At 36.7% G+C, this 20,284-nt stretch carries 16 protein-coding genes; 14 read left to right on the top strand and 2 right to left on the bottom strand.

Annotated features, from left to right (window positions below):
- The first annotated feature begins 216 nt into the window (after window positions 1-216).
- From CQZ94_RS09745 to CQZ94_RS09710, 8 genes are all read left to right on the top strand, one after another.
- A complete protein-coding gene (locus CQZ94_RS09745) occupies window positions 217-2,313 on the top strand; it encodes a vWA domain-containing protein (RefSeq protein WP_105585242.1) in 2,097 nt (698 codons plus the stop codon).
- An 83-nt stretch (window positions 2,314-2,396) separates the two neighbouring features.
- Window positions 2,397-5,759 carry a tubulin-like doman-containing protein gene (locus CQZ94_RS09740; protein ID WP_105585241.1) on the top strand — a complete coding sequence of 1,121 codons (3,363 nt, stop codon included), beginning with the start codon at window positions 2,397-2,399 and terminating at the stop codon, window positions 5,757-5,759.
- A 57-nt stretch (window positions 5,760-5,816) separates the two neighbouring features.
- Entirely contained in the window at window positions 5,817-5,957 is a 141-nt protein-coding gene (locus CQZ94_RS09735; RefSeq protein WP_002128471.1) for a hypothetical protein, read from the top strand.
- Window positions 5,958-6,471: 514 nt separating this feature from the next.
- Window positions 6,472-7,848, top strand: coding sequence for a branched-chain amino acid transporter BcaP (gene bcaP / locus CQZ94_RS09730; protein ID WP_105585240.1), 1,377 nt, complete (start codon window positions 6,472-6,474; stop codon window positions 7,846-7,848).
- A gap of 118 nt (window positions 7,849-7,966) precedes the next feature.
- Entirely contained in the window at window positions 7,967-8,215 is a 249-nt protein-coding gene (locus tag CQZ94_RS09725) for a DUF1294 domain-containing protein (RefSeq protein ID WP_105585239.1), read from the top strand.
- A 105-nt stretch (window positions 8,216-8,320) separates the two neighbouring features.
- Window positions 8,321-9,262, top strand: coding sequence for an EamA family transporter RarD (gene rarD, locus CQZ94_RS09720; RefSeq protein ID WP_105585238.1), 942 nt, complete (start codon window positions 8,321-8,323; stop codon window positions 9,260-9,262).
- A gap of 80 nt (window positions 9,263-9,342) precedes the next feature.
- Window positions 9,343-9,768: a divergent PAP2 family protein gene (locus tag CQZ94_RS09715; RefSeq protein ID WP_002111092.1), complete on the top strand. Its 426-nt coding sequence runs from the start codon at window positions 9,343-9,345 to the stop codon at window positions 9,766-9,768.
- A 102-nt stretch (window positions 9,769-9,870) separates the two neighbouring features.
- Window positions 9,871-11,724: a terpene cyclase/mutase family protein gene (locus CQZ94_RS09710; protein ID WP_105585237.1), complete on the top strand. Its 1,854-nt coding sequence runs from the start codon at window positions 9,871-9,873 to the stop codon at window positions 11,722-11,724.
- 74 nt (window positions 11,725-11,798) lie between these two features.
- On the opposite strand, the gene CQZ94_RS09705 is transcribed toward CQZ94_RS09710, so the two are convergent.
- Window positions 11,799-11,948 carry a YfhD family protein gene (locus CQZ94_RS09705; protein ID WP_002066466.1) on the bottom strand — a complete coding sequence of 50 codons (150 nt, stop codon included), beginning with the start codon at window positions 11,946-11,948 and terminating at the stop codon, window positions 11,799-11,801.
- Between the two features lie 133 nt (window positions 11,949-12,081).
- Here CQZ94_RS09705 and fabG point away from each other — a divergent pair, with 133 nt between their 5' ends.
- A complete protein-coding gene (gene fabG, locus CQZ94_RS09700; RefSeq protein ID WP_002111090.1) occupies window positions 12,082-12,822 on the top strand; it encodes a 3-oxoacyl-ACP reductase FabG in 741 nt (246 codons plus the stop codon).
- A gap of 50 nt (window positions 12,823-12,872) precedes the next feature.
- Here the strand turns inward: fabG and dhaS are convergent, their stop codons facing one another.
- Window positions 12,873-14,357, bottom strand: coding sequence for an aldehyde dehydrogenase DhaS (dhaS, locus tag CQZ94_RS09695; protein ID WP_105585236.1), 1,485 nt, complete (start codon window positions 14,355-14,357; stop codon window positions 12,873-12,875).
- A gap of 272 nt (window positions 14,358-14,629) precedes the next feature.
- On the opposite strand from dhaS, the gene CQZ94_RS09690 reads away from it, so the two are divergent.
- From CQZ94_RS09690 to argH, 5 genes are all read left to right on the top strand, one after another.
- Window positions 14,630-14,908 carry a YhdT family protein gene (locus CQZ94_RS09690; protein ID WP_002014357.1) on the top strand — a complete coding sequence of 93 codons (279 nt, stop codon included), beginning with the start codon at window positions 14,630-14,632 and terminating at the stop codon, window positions 14,906-14,908.
- Window positions 14,909-14,911: 3 nt separating this feature from the next.
- Window positions 14,912-16,345, top strand: a complete 1,434-nt coding sequence (panF, locus tag CQZ94_RS09685) for a sodium/pantothenate symporter (RefSeq protein WP_105585235.1) — start codon at window positions 14,912-14,914, stop codon at window positions 16,343-16,345.
- A 134-nt stretch (window positions 16,346-16,479) separates the two neighbouring features.
- Window positions 16,480-17,412 carry a nucleoside hydrolase gene (locus tag CQZ94_RS09680; RefSeq protein WP_142395796.1) on the top strand — a complete coding sequence of 311 codons (933 nt, stop codon included), beginning with the start codon at window positions 16,480-16,482 and terminating at the stop codon, window positions 17,410-17,412.
- A 114-nt stretch (window positions 17,413-17,526) separates the two neighbouring features.
- Window positions 17,527-18,636, top strand: coding sequence for a serine hydrolase (locus CQZ94_RS09675; RefSeq protein ID WP_105585234.1), 1,110 nt, complete (start codon window positions 17,527-17,529; stop codon window positions 18,634-18,636).
- Between the two features lie 101 nt (window positions 18,637-18,737).
- Window positions 18,738-20,246, top strand: a complete 1,509-nt coding sequence (gene argH, locus CQZ94_RS09670) for an argininosuccinate lyase (RefSeq protein WP_105585233.1) — start codon at window positions 18,738-18,740, stop codon at window positions 20,244-20,246.
- Window positions 20,247-20,284: the final 38 nt, after the last annotated feature.

Raw genomic sequence — 20,284 nt, 5'->3', positions numbered from 1 at the left:
TAATGGTGGAATTTATAGCGGGAAAAGTATGAAAGCTATGTGTTATTTCAGATATATAATAAGGAAAAAACTCGAAATAAAATATGGGAGTAGTTCATTTTTGTTTACATAATGTAATTGTTGTGAACTGTTGTCCTAAAATACAAGTCATATATCTTGTTTCCCCTCATAAATTTAAACATAGGAATTTGTCTACAAAGGTGGCGAAGCCTCATCGTGAAAATTCGAATTTGTGCCACGTTCATGTTGTTTCTATTTATATGTTTACCTTTTTCAGCTTTTGCAAAAGGAGAGGAGGCAAAGGAAAGGGTCGTTTCACTTGTATATGATGATTCGGGCAGCATGAGAAATAACGATCGCTGGAAGTACGCCAATTACGCCTTGCAAAGTTTAGTTGCGCTATTAGATGAGAAAGATAAATTTTCTTACGTTCCAATGAGTAAGCCAAATAATCCGTTAAACATTTCGTTAACAAAGGATCAAAGGCAAACAGAAATTAATGGAATCGGCGCGTGGAAAACATATTTAAATACTCCATTTAGCGCAGTAGAAACGGCGATGCAATCTATAAAGAAGGAAGCAGATATAGATGGGAAACGTGAATTTTGGCTTATTGTATTAACTGACGGGGCATTTAATGATTTGGAGAAAGATAAGGTTGGCGGAAAAGAACAAATTACACAGAAGTTAGCACAGTTTAAGAAAGAGATGGATTCTAAAAAGATCTCTTTGCACCCAGTCTTAATCACGATGGAAGAGGATTTAGGGCAGCAAGAAAAAGAGCAGTTAAATACGTTTAAAGAGATTTGGAAAAAAGAAATGAATGGAGTTGTCATGCCGTCTAGCGGTGAGGATGGTATTGTACAAAGTGTGAATCAAGTGGCGGCATTAGTTGCAAATCGTGATCCATTTTCTTCTGTTGAATCGATTGTCAAAACGAAAATAGTAGGGAAAAAAGTAGAGATTACAACACCGTTTCCATTAAAGCGTATGACGCTTGTACGACAATCACCTTCTTTGTCTAATTATAAAGTTATGCAACTTTCCAAACCGTTACAATTGCAGTCTTCTTTTTCCATACATGCACCAGGAGAAGCTAAATTATTCGGAAATATAGTGCATGTAAGTACAGCGAATCAGGAAGTGATTAAGCCAGGGACATATACGATAGAAGTGGATCAGGACATTGAGAATGAGGGATTACAAGTACTTGTTGAACCAGCGCTTAACTATACTGTTTCTACGTATGACAAAGATGATAAAGATAGAAAAAATGTTGAGAAAATGTATGAAGGTGTGACAGCTGTTATTGAAGCGAAACCTACTGAATTACCAATTCAAACTTCTTATTTCGAAGCAGAAGTAGAAATAGACGGAAAGCAGTATCCGATGAAGTGGGATGATAAAAGACATGTGTTTTATTACGAGACAAAAGTTGGTAAAGAGTTAGTACGCGGGAAAGTCCATATGAATATAAAGGGATTTTATAGACAGACGAAAGAATTCAAGATTGAACCAGCTGAAAAACCAAAATTAACACTTCAAGCTGTTACGAAAGATTATGAAGAAAAGGTAACAAATTTAGAAAATAGTAAACCATTTATTTTACAGCCACAGTTAAATGGTAAACCGATGACAGAAGAGGCTGTAAAGAAACTATTAAAATCTACTGGTGTCACATCGAATCAATCGATCAACTATGAATTAAAACAGCATGGTAGTCAAGTTTATGTTTATCCTCGACCTTATTACTCCGACACATTCAATTTTACAGATACCGGCACCGTAGAGGCTACCATCACGATCAATGATTCAAAATTACAAGAAGTAAAGGAAAAGATTGTACTGCACATTGAAAATGCGCCGTTTTTTGAGAAGTATGCGCTCGTTTTTAAATTTGTAATTCCTATTACTTTATTACTTTTAATTGTAGGAATTATTATTTTAGGATGGATTGTTCGTCCGAGATTTCATCGGAAAGCATTACTATATTACGAATGGGATCAAGAAGTAGCGAAAGATTGGCTTTATCAATCTGAACCAGAGTTACTTAAAAATAAATGGTGGAAGCACTATTTTGGCATTCCATTCCGAGCAGAAAGAAAGACTGTGCAATCTGTAACATTAATAGCGAAAAAAGGATCGAAATCTATATTTGTAGCGAAAGAATCGCAAGTAGTTGGGATGATTATTGATGGAATGTTTATTACAGAGGAAGAAGTGGGAATGGAGCATAAGACGTTGTATCCAAATGAACTTTTAGTAATTGATAGAGGATATGGTAAGGAGATTTACCGGTACGAATGTGAATAGTAGATAGGGTGTAAGAGGGGCGGAGGAGGCCCGGCTCTCTTTATTCTTCTTTTCAAACAAGCAAGAATAGGAAGGTGGTTCACATGACATTACAAGTTCCAACAATTTTAATTGGCTTAGGTGGAATCGGTAGTACTGTCACACATCAAATATATGAAAGATTATCTGAGGAGCGTCGTAAAAAGGTAGCGATGCATGTATTTGATACAGATGTGAATACATTGAGTAAATTTGATCATATTCGGAAGTTTAAGACGCAAACGAGCTCGAGTAAAACACCGAGAGAGTATATTGCGGGAGATCCAACGATTCCAGAGTGGTTCCCGATGGACCCGACTATACTTGATAAACCGTTAACGGAAGGAGCGGGACAGTTACGTGTCATTTCACGTTTAGCGTTACGTGCTGCGATGAAAGAAGATAAACTCACATCGTTTTGGCAAGAAATCGAGAAGATTTTTCCAGTTACAAGTGATCAGACGGAATATGGTGTACGTGTCATTATTGTAACATCACTAGCTGGCGGAACAGGCTCAGGGATGTTTTTACAAATCGCATTATATTTGCGTGAAATGCTCCGGAAAAAATTGCAGCATCACAACATTTTAATTCGCGGTGCGTTTTTAATGCCAGATGTTTTAGTTAAGACGAGAACGGTTAGTGCGAAAGAGTTTGAAACTGTGCAAGCGAATGGTTATGCATCGTTAAAAGAGTTGCACGCTATTACGCTCGGGTCGACTGGTGAATTATCAAAACGAGGCGGCGTAACGATTGAATTAGAATATCGTCCTGATCAAGTGGATGAAGATGGAAGAACAAATCATACGATAAAGCAGCATCATTTACCGTACAATTATTGTTTCTTATATGATTATGAAAATTTACATGGGCACCATTTGCACAATTTATCGGATTATATGGAGCAAATGGCAAATACGATTTATTTACAGTTATTCAGTCCAATGTCTGCAAATCATTTTGCGCAAGAAGATAATCAAATTCAGCAATTGGCAGAATCGAGTGGGAAAGGGAGATATTGCGGAGCAGGAACGGCGAAGCTCATTTATCCGTATGAGCACGTTTTGAAATACTGTGCTTTAAAATGGGCGGTGCAAGGTTTAGATGAATCTTGGCTTCATTTAGATCAACTGTTTCAAGAGAAGAAGCAAAGATATGATCAAGATGTAAAGCGCGGTATGCAGCGTGAAAAGCCAGAGCGCGGGAAAAGTTATTTAGAAGATTTAGAGCATCTTGCTACTCGTCCAGAACAGGCCCATATTTTTTATAGACAAATGTTCAATGAGACGCGCGAAGGGGCCGAGGGCGGTAAGGTCGGTGTTGCAAAATCAAAATTGTTTTTAGATGCTGTAGAGAGTTACGTACACCGTACAGTGCAAAAAGATGAAGAATTAAACCGCCTGCAGCATGAGTGTAAAATATCGGCTGCGAAACTGAAATTGATGGAACAAATGAAAGGTGAAGTAGCGAGAGTTGATCATGCGGTTCGTTTATATGCTTATGCGATTCCGAGCCGTGTACATGAGCATGTAACTACACTTTTATATGACATGGTCGAATCAGACCGCTTTATACCGAGTGGATCAGAAGGACAGTCTTATCAATTAAATACATGGTTTTTAAAGAAAACGGATCCGGTTCATCCTGTCGCAGCACGTTTTATGCTGTATGAAATTCGTAAGCAGTTAGTAGAGAAGATGAATCGACTGCATGAAAATAATGAACAAAAGCGTAATTTAATTCAAAACTACGATAAGAAATTTAATGTGAGTAATATTGATGGAACGGTAACGGCTGTTCGCCGCGTTGAAATTGCTCAGCAACAAGGCTGGGTCGGGAAAATGTTTTATAATCAGCAACGTTTGTTCAAAAAAGAATTTGAAGATATCGTAACGCAATATGTCCACAAATTAAGTGAGTATCGTAAAGAAATGTTATTAGAACTCGTGTATCAATCGCTATACCAAGCAGTTGATAAAATGATCCAATATTGGGAAAGATTCTTTGATAATTTACACGAAACACGTGAAAATTTATTGTTTGAAATCCAAAAGCGAAGCAAGGAATTTGAGGGGAAAACGAACCCGACGAATGTATATGTATTAGCAGAAGAGAAATTGCAAGAAAAGATTTGGCAAGATATGCAGCAACATTTAAATTTAGGTGTATTACCGAAAGATATATCGTCCGAAATTTATATGAGCTTGTACGGGGAATATTGTCGTGATGCGAAAGCCGAAGAAATTCAGTCGAAAAAGGTGGAAGACTTCTATCGTGAACATATATTGAGTTATTGTTATGACGAACTTCAAGTGCGCTATCGTGACAAACTAGAGCTTAATATCGTTGAAGCATTGCGAAAAGAAGCAGATTTCAAGAAACGTGATCGTGATGAATACGTTCGTGAAAAAATTGAAGATCTTTTCCATTTAGCAAGTCCGTTCGTTCCGAAAGTTTCTCATCATAGAGAGTTACAATATTGGGGCGTACATCCATCTTTAAAACAAGAATTGCAAGAAGAGTTATTGCAAGAAATGTTTAAAGAAAAAGATACGGTAAACGAGGCGTTTTCACCATTTGAAGTGATTTGTTATCGTGCTCATTACGGATTATCGCTACAAGATTTCCCTAAGCTTTCATCTGGACATATTGCGAATGGTTTTATGAACGATAAAGGTGACTACTTTCAATCGTATTATCGCCGCGTGAACAAATTAAATAGTAAAAAATCTAGTTTGACGCCGCATTTAGATAAATATTGGCACTTACCAGCCTTTATGCCAGACTTGAATGCAACGCAAACGAAGTTAGATTACGATAAATGTAATCGTGCTCTTCTGTACGCGTATATGTATCGCTGGATTAGCTTAGTGGCTGTAGATGGACAGTTCGTGTATCAATATAACGGTGTCGGCCGTAGCTTTTTAATCCAGTCGATGGGGAAAAATATTTCAAGCGAAAGTTATAAGTTGCACAGAGCATTGCTTCATAATCCGTTTATTTATGAAAATATCTTGTCCAGGTTTGAAGAAGAGCAAGAAAAGGCAATGATACAAGGTGGGCATTTATATACACATGCATTTGTATTAGGTGCTCAAGATATTAGATGGCTTCGTAAAGAGCATGTCCATAATATTTTAGATATGATTTTAATGTATGATCGTGAGGCAAAATATGACCCGACGTTAGAAGAAACATCTGATGATTTGTTAAGGCTATTCCTTGATGAAATTGAGCTGTATTTCCAAAACTATTACGGAACAGGTGCAGATATGGTTGCAAAGAAAGAGAAAGAGATGTTTATGAAACAATTGTGGGATCGTTCGTATGCGAAAGGGTATGTGGATCCAAATAGTGCGCCTTATAAAAAATGGCAAAATGTATTACATGTTCCCGATGAAGAAGAAGTTCCAAAAACGAATGTATAATGAGTGAAAAGGGAATCCTTAAGAATGGCAATACAACTTTAGAAATGAGGGATTCCGATGCCGTTTTTAGGAAGTGTATATCAAATATTTGGATTATATCCAGAAATTTATTATGGAATGATTTCAGCAGAGCTGCAAGAAGAAGCTCAAAAGGAACATATCGATAATAATAGTACAGAAATTGAAGCGGAAGAATAAAGCGCAGATGAACATCTGCGCTTTTTTTATTGTCTTAAGTGAAAATACTGTTTGCAATTTGTAGGGAAGTTAATCGGTCTAACAAGATGAATAATTATTTCTATATAACGAATCGACTGGTTTTATCGTGTTTGCATATGGGGATTTCATTGAGTCCGATGTATAAAAATGAATTCCGAAATAATATAAAATGTATTGAAATGGGAATTAACAGTGTTTTCAAGTAGTATCGTATATTTTGGAATGCTATTTTGTTTATAATTATTCAATTCGGGTGAATTAATTATATTGTTGACAATATAATTAATCGTGTGATAAATTCAATCAATCTTCTAAAAATATGCCTGTTAATAAGCGTATTTTTAGAAGATTGATTTTTCCGATTTTTAGGTGTGTAATTTGTGGAGTTTATATAGGGAGTGGAAGTAAAGCATGAATATTATTAATGTGTAATAGCAAAAGTAATAAAGGTTGTAATGAGTAAGGGATAATTTTGAAAAAGAGGTTTCTACGAATGAGTTTATTTATAAAGAAAGCAATGAATGAAGAAAAGAAAAAAGTGTTACAGCAAACTTTAGGAGCAATTGATTTAACGCTTTTAGGAATTGGAGCAATTATTGGTACAGGCATTTTCGTATTAACAGGTATTGTAGCAGCGAAACATGCTGGTCCAGCAATTGTATTATCTTTCATGTTAGCTGCAATTGTATGTGCTTGTGTAGCCTTTTGTTATGCTGAATTTGCATCTACAGTCCCGGTCTCAGGAAGTGTGTATTCGTATACGTATATGACATTAGGTGAGATTTTTGCTTTTATAGTTGGCTGGTGTGTTATGTTAGAGTACTTATTAGCTACTTCTGCAGTGGCGGCGGGATGGTCAGCCTATTTTCAGTCATTGCTACTAGGGTTTAATATTCATATTCCGGCAATCGTTGCTTCTGCACCAGGGATGGGGAATGGTGGAATTATTGACTTGCCAGCGGTTATTATTATTTTAGTTGTTACATTTTTACTAAGTCGTGGTGTGAAAGAAAGTGCACGTATAAATAATATAATGGTTATTATTAAACTGGCTGTTATTTTAGTATTTATTATTGTAGGAGCAAAATATGTAAAGCCAGAGAATTGGCAGCCGTTTCTTCCTTTTGGATACCATGGTGTTATTGGAGGAGCTGCTACTGTATTTTTTGCCTTTTTAGGTTTCGATGCAGTTGCAACAGCAGCAGAGGAAGTGAAACGCCCACAACGTAACGTTCCAATTGGATTACTTGTCTCTTTATGCATTTGTACAATTCTTTATGTTGGTGTTTCATTCGTGTTAACTGGAATGGTTCCATTTACGGATCTGAATGTAGCTGATCCAGTTGCATATGCACTGCGTATTGTAGGAGAGGATAGAATTGCTGGTCTATTATCAGTTGGAGCGATAGCTGGTTTAACAACAGTTCTGTTAGTTGCTATGTTCGCATTTGTTCGAGTATCATACTCGATGAGCCGAGATGGATTATTACCAAAAAGATTTTCGAGCGTTCATAAACGTTATCAAACACCATTTTTTAATACATGGATTACGGGTATTCTTGCGGCTGTATTAGCAGGTTTATTGGACTTGAATTTGTTGGCAAACTTAGTGAATGTGGGAACGATAACAGCTTTTATATTTGTATCTATAGCTGTAATAGTATTAAGGAAGACACATCCTAATTTGAAAAGACCGTTCCGTGCTCCGTTAGTTCCATTCTTACCTATACTTGCGATAGTAAGTTGTTTATATTTAGCATCAAATCTTTCTAAAACTACTTTAATCAGTTTTGCAATTTGGGTTATTGTAGGTATTTTTATCTATTTTATATACGCGAAAAAACATAGTAATATTAGAAATAGAGTATAAGGTATTACAATGATGGTTGTAGGCTAAAAAGATTTATTTTTTACCTATAGCCATTTTTATTTGTGCGCACCTTGTTTTCGTGTTAACATAAAGCGAATTTTTTAAGGGAGAGAAAGAGATGAAATGGATTTATTTTATTATTATCAACGTTATAGCATTTAGTATGATGGGGCTTGATAAGCGAAAAGCAAAGAAAAAGCAGTGGAGAACGCCAGAAAGTACGTTGTTTTTATCAGCTGCAGCTGGAGGAGCGGTTGGAGCTTGGATTGGTATGTATATGTTTCATCATAAGACACATAAAAGTAGATTTGTCTTCGGTATTCCAGTGCTCGTTATTATAACAGTAGGAGTGTTTTTATACATATAACGGATTTGCAAGAGGGATGTCGAAAGAAATGCAGATTGAATATTGGTAAAGTAAGCATGTGAGACTTTATAATGAAGAAAAAAAGAGAAGAGGAGAAAAAGAAAGATGGGGAGTCAAACAGCACAGCAAAAGCAGGGGATTATATATGCAGCAGGTGCGTATACGATGTGGGGAGTTCTTCCGATTTATTGGAAATGGGTGGAGGAAGTTCCGGCAGATGAAATATTAGCACATCGCATCGTTTGGGCATTTGTTTTTATGTTGTTAGTTTTAGGAGTAACGAAGAGGTTTCGTCAGTTTGGTGGGGAGTTAGTGACCCTTTTTAAACGACCTAAATTATTAATCTCATTAACAATTGCTTCGGTACTTATTAGTGGAAACTGGTTTGTATACATATGGGCCGTAAATCATAACCATGTAATCGAAGCAAGTCTTGGGTATTATATTAATCCACTTATAAGTATTTTACTTGGTACAGTTGTTTTAAAAGAGAAGCTTAATTTTTGGCAATATGTTGCGGTTGGTTTAGCTGGATTAGGCGTTGTTATTTTAACGATACGTTTCGGATCAATTCCATGGGTTTCTCTTTCACTTGCTTTTTCATTTGGATTATATGGATTAACGAAAAAATTATTAAATTACGACGCAACAATTGGGCTTACGATGGAAACGATGTTAGTGACGCCATTTGCACTTATATATTTGTTTATGACAGGAGTGCATGGTTTCGGTTCGTTCGGTTCTATTTCGGCAATATCAACGTTTCTTTTAATAGGGGCGGGTATTGTTACAGCATTACCACTCTTTTATTTTGCTAAAGGAGCACAACTTATTCCGCTCTATATGATAGGATTTTTACAATACATCGCGCCGACTATTAGTTTAATTTTAGGTGTGTTCGTTTTTGGTGAACATTTCACATCTACTCATATGATTGCGTTTTTCTGTATATGGATTGCTTTATTTGTCTTTTCAATGGCGAAAACAAAGTTTCTACTACAGAAACAACCAAAATTTATTAAAAATAAATCAGCAAAAGTATCATAATGCGTAGTATTTTCTACGCATTTTTCTTTATACTTATATTATATAGAAATTCCATTATAGTCAGTGAGGAGCTGAAAAACATGGAAACAATTTTACATAATGACCCACTTATAGCAGCTGTAATTTCTTGGTTTTTAGCACAGTTAACGAAAGTCGTTTTTAAATTAATAAAAACAGGCGAGTTTGATTTTGCTAAGTTCTTTGCTTCAGGTGGAATGCCAAGTTCGCATGCTTCGACTGTTACTGCACTTGCTACAGGTGTCGGAGTGGTGGAAGGTGTGGAGAGTCCAATATTTGCGGTTGCCGCTATTTTTGCCATTATTGTTATGTACGATGCTTCAGGAGTAAGGCTTGCGGTTAGTAAGCAAGCGAAAATATTGAATGATTTTTTTCATGGTAGACAAACAGAATATAAAAAGTTAAATGAGCTCGTTGGACATACACCCTATCAAGTTGTTGTTGGTGCACTATTAGGAATTGTTGTCGGGGTTGGGTATTGTTTGTAAGCAGAATGTGTGTAATACACGTTCTGCTTTTCTTTGTTTTCATACATATTTAGCTAAGTTTTCGAATATCGTATACGGACTTAGAAAGGGTGGGTGAGCGGTGTGCTACTATATGACAAAGTGCGTGAGGAGATAGAGCGGAGAACGACTGCACTTCAAACGATGCAAAGGCAAGACGGAACGTGGTCATTTTGTTTTGAAGGAGCTTTGCTAACGGATTGTCATATGATTTTTTTACTCAAATTATTAGGGCGAAATGACGAAATAGAACCGTTTGTAAAAAGGTTAGCATCTCTTCAAACAAATGAAGGAATTTGGAAATTATATGAAGATGAAAAGGAAGGGAATTTATCCGCGACGATTCAAGCATATGCTGCTTTACTTGCTTCGGAAAAATATTCGAAAGAAGATATGAATATGAGGCGAGCTGAAATGTTTATTAAGGAACATGGGGGAGTTTCTCGTGCTCATTTTATGACGAAATTTTTATTAGCGATTCATGGAGAATATGAATTTCCCGCGCTTTTTCACTTTCCAACGCCAATCTTATTTTTACAAGATGACTCCCCCCTCAGTATATTTGGGCTAAGCAGCTCAGCGCGTATACATTTAATTCCGATGATGATTTGTATGAATAAGAGATTCCGTGTAGAGAAAAAGTTATTGCCAAATTTAAATCATATTGCAGGCGGGGGTGGACAATGGTTTCGAGAGGAGCGGTCTCCGCTGTTTCAATCGTTTTTAGGTGATGTGAAAAAGGTAATATCTTATCCATTATCGTTACATCATAAAGGATACGAAGAAGTAGAGCGCTTTATGAAGGAGCGTATAGATGAAAATGGAACATTATATAGTTACGCGAGTGCTACGTTTTATATGATTTATGCTTTGCTTGCATTAGGGCACTCTATTCAGTCTCCAATTATTGAGAAAGCTGTGACAGGATTAAAATCTTATATATGGAAGATGGACAGAGGAAGTCATTTGCAAAATTCTCCTTCTACCGTATGGGATACCGCTTTACTTAGCTATTCATTGCAAGAAGCTAAAGTTACAAATGAAAATAAGATGATTCAAAGGGCGACAGAGTATTTATTGCAAAAACAACAAACTAAAAAGGTAGATTGGAGCGTACATGCATCATCACTTGTAGCTGGCGGTTGGGGATTTTCAGATGTTAATACGACGATCCCTGATATAGACGATACTACAGCTGCTCTTAGAGCGTTAGCGCGAAGTAGAGGGAATGATAGAGTAGATGATGCGTGGGGAAGAGGCGTGGAATGGGTAAAAGGATTGCAAAACAATGATGGAGGCTGGGGAGCTTTTGAACGAGGGGTAACGAGCAAGTTACTAGCGAATTTGCCGATTGAAAATGCGAGTGATATGATAACCGATCCGTCCACACCAGATATTACAGGTAGGCTGTTAGAATTATTCGGAACGTATGCACCGAATGAATTGCCTGAAGAGCAAAAAAAGAAAGCCATCAAATGGTTAATGGATGTACAGGAACAGAATGGATCATGGTATGGAAAATGGGGGATATGTTATATATACGGGACATGGGCAACGATGACAGGCTTACGTGCATTAGGAGTGCCTTCTACTCATCCATCGTTGAAAAAAGCAGCTTCATGGCTCGAGCATTTGCAGCATGAAGACGGAGGGTGGGGAGAATCCTGTCAAAGTAGTGTAGAGAAAAAATTTATTTCTTTACCCTTTAGCACGCCGTCACAAACAGCGTGGGCACTTGATGCACTCATTTCTTACTACGATCAAGAAACACCGATTATTCGAAAAGGAATTTCATATTTGCTCGCGCAGTCTACTATGAATGAAAAATATCCTACTGGTACAGGGTTACCGGGTGGTTTTTATATTCGCTACCATAGTTATGGGCATATATATCCGTTACTTGCTTTAGCGCATTACGTAAAGAAATATAGAAAATAAACCGAGAGATACTCTCGGTTTATTTTGATGGGTAGTAGGTCCCTGTTGAAAAGAATAAGGAACGTTGTAGTGCCTTATTTTTCTGTTGATTGGCGTTTTTGACGTGCATCAGCGGCATTTGCACGTGCGTTTGCTTCTAAGTCATTGTGATCAGCGAGTTCGCGAGCGAACTCAACATCAATGCCATCGGCAGCTTTGTTTCGATTTACATTCTTTTTTTTCATTCGACACAATCTCCTTGTGTTTTATGCGGCGTTGCAAAGTTAGTTTGACACAAATAGACTTTTTTATACAAAGAGGATTTGGAAAGCATAGAGCCGAAATATACAATATAACTAATAGAAATGGGGGATAGGGATGGACTTATTGAATGGGAAAACAGCTGTTGTAACGGGTGCTGCGCAGGGGATAGGAAAAGAAATCGCACGAGTTTTTGCAAAACTAGGGGCTAAAGTATTAATTAGTGATGTAAATGAAGAGAAGCTACAAGAAACGACACGTGAATTATCAGATGAAGGGTATGATGTGAGCTTATATCGATGTGATGTGAGTAATCAAAATGAAGCGAAGTCGTTAATTGAATATGCGGTGCAAAAATTTGGTACATTACATATTTTAGTCAATAACGCTGGGATTACAAAAGATGCAATGTTACATAAGATGGAGAAGTCTGCTTGGGAACAAGTATTACAAGTGAACTTAACTGGCGTTTTTTATTGTATGCAGCCAGCACTTCTTTATATGAGACAACAACAGTATGGACGGATTATTAATATTTCTTCTATTAGTAGGGAAGGAAATATTGGACAAGCAAATTATGCGGCTACAAAAGCAGGGGTTGTAGGTTTAACAAAAACAGCAGCGAAAGAGGTTGGAAGTTTTGGTATTACGTGTAATGCGATTTGTCCAGGATTTATGGATACTGATATGACAAAAACAATACCGGATAAAGTAAAAGAGAAAATGGTTGGAGCGATTCCAGTTGGAAGAATCGGAACACCGGAAGATATTGCAAACGCAGCTGCCTTTTTAGCATCAGAGTATGCGTCTTACATTACAGGAGAGGTATTAAATGTGAGCGGTGGGTTGCAAGTGTAAATGAATACATAATGAAAAGAACCTGACCGAGTAGGTCAGGTTCTTTCTCGTTAATTTAAGTTAATCCAAACGCTCTTCACTTCTGTATAGTTGTTCAGCGCGTAAGATCCCATTTCGCGGCCAAGGCCAGATTGTTTAAATCCTCCAAATGGAGATGCTGCATCAAAGACGTTATAACAGTTTACCCATACTGTACCTGCACGTACTTTGCTTGCAATATAATGTGCCGTTTTTACGTTCTCTGTCCATACACCAGCCGCTAAGCCGAATTGTGATTTATTCGCACGATCAATTACTTCATCAATATCGTTAAACGGTAATGCGGAAATAACTGGACCGAAAATTTCTTCTTTAGCGATTGTCATCTCATCATTTACATCAGCGAATACTGTAGGAGAAACGAAGTAACCTTGATCGAATGGTTTGTTTCCTCCGCAAAGTACTTCAGCACCTTCTGCAATTCCTTTTTCAATATAACCCATTACACGTTTTTGTTGTTCTTCAGAAACAAGAGGTCCGATTGTAGTTTCTGGATTTAGACCAGCGCCTTGATTTAATTTTTTTGAATATAGAACGAGATCAGCCATGACATTATCGTACATTTTCTTCGGAATAAATAAGCGTGACCCAGCACAGCACACTTGTCCTTGGTTAAACATAACACCAGAAAGCGCAGCTGGAATCGCTCGAGATAAGTCAGCGTCTGGTAAAATAATGTTTGGCGACTTACCACCAAGCTCTAATGTAACGCGTTTTAACGATTCAGATGCTTGTCTCATAATTTGTTTGCCGACTGGAGTAGAACCTGTAAATGCAATTTTATCTACGAGTGGGTGATTAACGAGAGCTTGTCCAGCTGTTTCACCGAATCCAGGAACGATGTTAACAACACCTTTCGGGAATCCAGCTTCTTCAATTAATTCAGCTAAGTATAGAGCGGATAGTGGAGTTTGTTCTGCAGGTTTTAAAACGATTGTACATCCTGTTGCAAGGGCTGCACCCATTTTCCACATTGCCATAAGAAGTGGGAAGTTCCATGGGATAATTTGACCGACAACACCAACAGCTTCATGGCGTGTATAGTTAAAATATTCACCAGAAACAGGGATTGTTTGTCCAACGATTTTTGTAGCCCATCCAGCATAATAGCGCATATGTTCAATTGCAAGAGGAATGTCTGCTGCTAAAGTTTCGCGGATTGGTTTTCCATTATCTAAAGTTTCGAGCTGTGCCAGCTCTTCTTTATGTTCTTCCATTAAATCAGCAAGCTTGTACATAAGGCGGCTGCGTTCAGCGGTGCTCATGCGTGACCAAGGACCTTCATCGAAAGCCATTCGAGCAGCTACAACAGCTTTATGAATGTCTTCGCGACCAGCTTCAGCAACGATAGCGAGTGTTTTACCAGTTGCTGGGTTAGGAGTTTTAAACGTTTTTCCGGAAGCGCTTTCGAGGAACGCTCCGTTCACATATAGTTTCTTTGTGCCTTGAAGAAATTTCTCTACCTTTTCATGAAGATTTACAGCTAGTTGACTCATTGTATAACCCCCTTGAAAATATAATTTAAACGCAGTACGAGACGGCGTTTATTCCGAAATCAAGGATGTGGGAACTAGATGAAAAGCCTCTACTTAAAATCATAAATAACAAATGCTGAAAATTCAAATTTCATTTTCATTACAATTGTAAAAAATATGTAATGAAACATTGTATTCTATATAATTACAAAAAATCCTGCGCGTTTTTGTTTTCTAGTAGGAAAAACTAGAAAAACAGTGGTACAATTATACATCGTGAGAGGAGGGAGAAAATGAAGAATTATCATGATGATCCGCGCTTTCGAGTTGCCCATAGAGAAGCGTTAATTGGTCTTGGATTAGCTATTATTAATTTTATAATATGGTATGGATTTGCTTATGGGCTTGGAAGTAAGGATCCGAGTGAATATACATATGTATTAGGTTTTCCAGCATGGTTTTTTTATAGCTGTATCGTTGGATTTATCGTAATGGTTATTTTGCTTATTTTAGTTGTTCGTTTTTTATTTCAAGATATTTCACTCGATGAGGAAGAAAAAAGTGAGGAATGATAGATGAATTGGTATGTAATAATCCCAATGATAATTTCTTTTATCGTTGTGTTTTTAATTGGCGTATATGCATCAAGACGTGTACAAGCAACCGCTAATAATAAATTTTTACAAGAATATTTTCTTGGTGGGCGTGAACTAGGTGGCTTATTATTAGCTATGACGATGATTGCTACGTACGGTAGTGCAAGTAGCTTTATTGGCGGGCCTGGTATTGCTTACAATATGGGTCTTGGATGGGTGCTGTTATCAGCGATTCAAGTTGTAACAGGATATATCGTTTTAACGGTTATTGGTAAAAAGTTTGCTATTATCGCTAGGAAGATGGAAGCAATTACGCTTATTGATTATTTAAAGGACAGATACAATAATAAAGCGGTAGTTGTTCTTTCTGCGTTATGTATTATAATCTTTTTGTTCTCAGCAACAGTAGCCCAGTGGGTTGGCGGCGGACGATTAATTGAGTCGCTAACAGGACTTTCCTACACAACGGCACTATTTTTATTTACATTTTCTGTACTTGTGTATGTGTTAATTGGTGGATTTCGTGCAGTCGCTTTATCAGATACGTTATTAGGAATCATTATGCTAGTCGGAACAACGATCATTTTAATTGCTACTGTCATTGCTGGTGGCGGAGTTGAAAAGATTATGCAGGAACTTATTCAAATTAATCCGAATTTAATAACACCGTTCGGAGCGGATGGAAGTTTAACGAAATCATATGTCACATCATTTTGGATTTTAATTGGAATTGGTGTCGTTGGATTACCGCAAATTAGTGTGCGTGCTATGTCTTATAAAAATTCAAAAGCTATGCACCAAGCATTAATCATTGGAACGGTTGTCGTCGGTACAATTATGATTGGTATGCATTTAACAGGTGTGTTTGCAAGAGTAGTCCTTCCAGGCATAACGGTACCAGATAAAGTAATGCCACTACTCGCGATGGAAGTGTTGCCACCTTGGTTAGCTGGAGTTTTCTTAGCTGCACCAATGGCAGCGATCATGTCTACTGTGAACTCATTATTATTACTTGTAAGTTCGTCAATTATTAAAGATATATATGTGAACTACATAAATAAAGATGCCGCGGATAGTACGATAAAGAAAGGTAGCCTATGGATTACTGGTATCGTAGGATTACTCGTATATGCCGCCGCTATTAAGCCACCAGACTTTTTAATTTGGTTAAATTTATTTTCTTTCGGTGGTTTAGAAGCAGCGTTCATTTGGCCGATTGTGTTAGGTTTATATTGGAAAAAAGGAAATGCAACTGGAGCTCTCGCATCTATTTTAGTTGGAGTAGGTTCCTATATGTTTATTCACCTTTGCTACCCTAATCCATTCGGTATACATACAGTTGTTTTCCCGATTTGCTTTGCATTTATTTCTTATATAATTGGTAGTATGGTTACGATGAAAAAAGTAGCATAAAAATATAGAAAAACGTAGGGACTTCTAATATGAAGTTCCTACGTTTTTTGTTTATACAAAATTTATCTTTTTCATTCTGTATTCCGTCATGTATTCATAAAGTAATAACAATTGATGGGATGGAGTTGAGGTCTATGAAAAAAATATTATTTTTAGGAGACCCAGGAATTGATGACTCTTTAGCAATTATGTATGGATTGTTGCATCCTGATATTGATATTGTTGGAGTAGTAACGGGATATGGGAATATAACACAAGAAAAGGCGACGAGTAATGCGGCATATTTATTACAGTTAGCAGGGCGGGAAGATATACCTGTTATTAATGGAGCGAAAATTCCTTTATCTGGGGATTTTGTAACGTATTATCCGGAAATTCACGGGGCAGACGGTTTGGGACCTATTAAGCCTCCTAAAACTTTTTCACCCAATATTAAACCTTTTTGCGCATTTTTCGATATCATTGAAAAATATAAAGGGGAACTAATCATTGTTGATGCCGGCAGATCAACAACATTAGCGACAGCGTTTATTTTGGAGAAACCGATGATGAAGTATGTGAAGGAATATTATATAATGGGCGGTGCTTTTTTAATGCCCGGAAATGTTACACCAGTCGCGGAAGCCAATTTTCATGGTGACCCAATTGCATCACAATTAGTTATGCAAAATGCGAAAAATGTGACATTAATACCGCTTAACGTTACTTCAGAAGCGATTATTACACCAGAAATGGTGAAATACATTACGAAACATTCTAAAACGAATTTCAAGAAATTAATAGAACCGATTTTCAATTATTATTATAAAGCTTATAAAAATCTGAATCCTAAAATAACAGGAAGCCCAGTGCACGATGTAGTTACGATGATGGTAGCGGTAAATCCATCTCTTTTAGATTACGTGTATCGCCGTGTTGATGTCGATACGATTGGAGCTGCAAAAGGAGAGAGTATCGCTGATTTTCGTCCGCAGCCTGAAGCGAAAGCATTGAAAAATTGGGTGAGAATTGGTTGGTCTTTACATTATAAAAAGTTTCTTGAGGATTTTGTGAAAATTATGACGTAGACATAATAGGAACATACAAGTAAAATAATGGAGATGATTATTTAAATAATCATCTCCATTATTTTGTTTTTTATATAAAGAGAGAAGAGTTACACAATAGGAGAGGAATTTCACTTGAAAAAAACTATAGTATGCGCAGTGATTGTGGGTATTTTTGTTTTGCTGATATCAGGTAACTTTTTAGTGGAAAAAGTGTGGAGTTCAAATAATGATGATGCGCAGTACATAGCATCCTTTATTGAAGAACATAAAGATGAAAAGAATAGTGCACTTTTAATAAAAAGAAATGATAAAGTCGTGTATTCTGTAAATCCAGATGTTGTATTGCCAGTTGCTAGTACGATGAAGTTAATTGTGGCGCTTGAATATACGAAACAAGTTACAGAGGGGAAAATCGATCCGTCTAGTTTCGTTTCAATTAATGATGTGAATCGTTATTATGTGCCGAGTACAGATGGTGGTGCACAAGATAGATGGCAAAATTATTTGCAAAAAAAGGAAAAGATAACTGAAGGAGCGGTTTCTTTAGAAGAAGTTGCAAAAGGAATGGTTAAGTTTAGTTCTAATGCAAATACTGAATATTTAATGGAGGTATTAGGATTAGACAATATTAATCGGAATTTACAAAGTTTAGCGCTTCCTGCACATCAACCGCTATTTCCGATCGTTTCATCTTTATACATTCCGGGATATTTGCATAAAGAATTACATGTTCCAAAATATAAAATAGAGAAAAAGTTAAAAGAAATGTCTCAAGAGCAATATCGTGAATATGCTATGATTATTCATGAACGCTTAAAAAAGAAGGGACCATTATTACAAAAGGAAATTCCTCTATATTTAGAGGAACGTTACGATAAAATTTGGTCGGATAGATTGCCGGCTGCTTCCGCTAACGATTATATGGTACTGCTTCAAAAGGCAAATCATCAAGGTGGTCTTACAGAAGCAGAAGAAAAAGTGTGGGCGAATATCGTTGAAACAGATATGAGTGCAAAAAAATATCGTAAAACATTCAGACATGCCGGGCAAAAGAATGGTTATACACCATGGACGGTAACAAAAGCAGTTTATGCAATGGATAAACGCGGAAACTGTACAGAAATTGTTTTCTTGGCAAATAATTTAAATGAAGATGACAGTGCTGAAATACGTAAACATTTAGCAAATCTACACTTCCAAGTGTTGCAAAGTGATAAGTATGATGCGACTGTTATTAAATAAACTCGGTGCTATCAGCGCCGAGTTTATTTTTATGTACAAGCACTTTTTCACCATCCCTGGGTATGATGGGTAATAACACTTAGGCGAAAGGGGAAAAGGTGATGAAACAGAGTAAAGAAGAGTTTATTAAGAATGAAGGCGCTGATTTCCCTGGGAAAACATATGTAGATTGTGTATTACAGCACGTATTTAATTTTCAGCGTAATTATTTATTAAAAGATATGTTTCAAGTGCATAGGGCACATATTACTATGTTAACTGAAGAAAAGTTAATGAAAAGAGAAGAAGCGAAAGTTATATTAACCGCACTTAAAAAAGTAGAGGGGATTCCAAAGGAGAAGTTGCTATATACAGAGCAACATGAAGATCTTTTTTTCTTAGTTGAACATTTGCTTTCTCAAGAAGCAAAGTGTGAATTTGTAAGTAATATGCATATCGGTAGAAGTAGAAATGATATGGGTGTAACGATGTATCGCATGAGTTTACGGCAATTTGTATTGCGGTTAATGGAACATCATTTATTGCTGCAAGAAAGTATGCTGGAGCTCGCCGGTGAACATATGGAAACAATTATGCCCGCGTATACACATACACAACCGGCGCAGCCGACAACATTTGGTCATTATGTTTTGGCAATTTACGATACGATGCAACGAGATTTAGAAAGAATGAAAAAAGCGTATCATCTTTTAAATCATTCTCCAATGGGGGCAGCTGCCCTTTCTACAACAAGCTTCCCAATTAAGCGAGAACGAGTGGCACAGTTACTTGGGTTTACAAATGTAATTGAGAACTCATATGATGCTGTTGCTGGAGCGGATTATTTATTAGAAGTTAGCTCGTTACTAATGGTTATTATGACGAATACGAGTAGATGGATTCATGATTTTTTACTATTAGCGACGAAAGAATATGATGGGATTACTGTAGCGAAGCCATATGTGCAAATAAGTAGTATTATGCCGCAAAAACGAAATCCTGTTTCAATAGAACATGCCCGTGCTATTACGAGTAGTGCTTTAGGGGAAGCATTTACTGTATTTCAAATGATTCATAATACACCATTTGGCGATATTGTCGATACGGAGGATGACTTGCAGCCATATTTATATAAAGGAATCGAAAAGGCGATTCGTGTTTTTTGTATTATGAACGCAGTTATTCGAACCATGAAAGTAGAAGAGGAAACGTTAAAAAATCGTTCATATAAACACGCGATTACGATTACAGATTTCGCAGATGTTTTAACAAAAAACTATGAAATACCATTTCGGCATGCACATCATGCAGCAAGTGCTATTGCGAATATGTCATTGGAGCAGAAAAAGGAGTTACATGAATTAAATTTCAAAGACATAAATGTATACTTACAAGAAAATTTGAAAGTAAATTTATTAGAAGAAGAGTGGAAAGAAATTATATCACCAGAAGCTTTTATTCAAAAAAGAAATGTATATGGTGGACCGAGTAAAAAAGAGATGGAGCGTATGATTAATAAACGTAAAGAATCGTTTCGAAAAGAAGAAGAGCTATTTGAGAAGGAAAAGAAGAGAGTGTTGCATGCTGAAAATGATTTGAACACATTAGTTTCAAATATTATTGAATCGTAAAAGAAGGATTTAATGAATTAATCGCCAATACTTAATTA

The organism is Bacillus sp. MYb209, from assembly GCF_002975175.1.
GTDB lineage: Bacteria > Bacillota > Bacilli > Bacillales > Bacillaceae_G > Bacillus_A.
Note: the sequence above shows the minus strand (reverse complement) of the source record. Positions and strands in the feature narration are given on the sequence as shown.

Bases quoted from the DNA above. Each gene is read 5' to 3' on its own strand.
- fabG (WP_002111090.1), top strand. From the start codon at position 12,082: ATGGACTTATTGAATGGGAAAACAGCTGTTGTAACGGGTGCTGCGCAG.
- rarD (WP_105585238.1), top strand. From the start codon at position 8,321: ATGGGGAGTCAAACAGCACAGCAAAAGCAGGGGATTATATATGCAGCA.
- dhaS (WP_105585236.1), bottom strand. From the start codon at position 14,357: ATGAGTCAACTAGCTGTAAATCTTCATGAAAAGGTAGAGAAATTTCTT.
- panF (WP_105585235.1), top strand. From the start codon at position 14,912: ATGAATTGGTATGTAATAATCCCAATGATAATTTCTTTTATCGTTGTG.
- CQZ94_RS09725 (WP_105585239.1), top strand. From the start codon at position 7,967: ATGAAATGGATTTATTTTATTATTATCAACGTTATAGCATTTAGTATG.
- bcaP (WP_105585240.1), top strand. From the start codon at position 6,472: ATGAGTTTATTTATAAAGAAAGCAATGAATGAAGAAAAGAAAAAAGTG.
- CQZ94_RS09690 (WP_002014357.1), top strand. From the start codon at position 14,630: ATGAAGAATTATCATGATGATCCGCGCTTTCGAGTTGCCCATAGAGAA.
- CQZ94_RS09740 (WP_105585241.1), top strand. From the start codon at position 2,397: ATGACATTACAAGTTCCAACAATTTTAATTGGCTTAGGTGGAATCGGT.
- argH (WP_105585233.1), top strand. From the start codon at position 18,738: ATGAAACAGAGTAAAGAAGAGTTTATTAAGAATGAAGGCGCTGATTTC.
- CQZ94_RS09705 (WP_002066466.1), bottom strand. From the start codon at position 11,948: ATGAAAAAAAAGAATGTAAATCGAAACAAAGCTGCCGATGGCATTGAT.
- CQZ94_RS09735 (WP_002128471.1), top strand. From the start codon at position 5,817: ATGCCGTTTTTAGGAAGTGTATATCAAATATTTGGATTATATCCAGAA.
- CQZ94_RS09680 (WP_142395796.1), top strand. From the start codon at position 16,480: ATGAAAAAAATATTATTTTTAGGAGACCCAGGAATTGATGACTCTTTA.
- CQZ94_RS09715 (WP_002111092.1), top strand. From the start codon at position 9,343: ATGGAAACAATTTTACATAATGACCCACTTATAGCAGCTGTAATTTCT.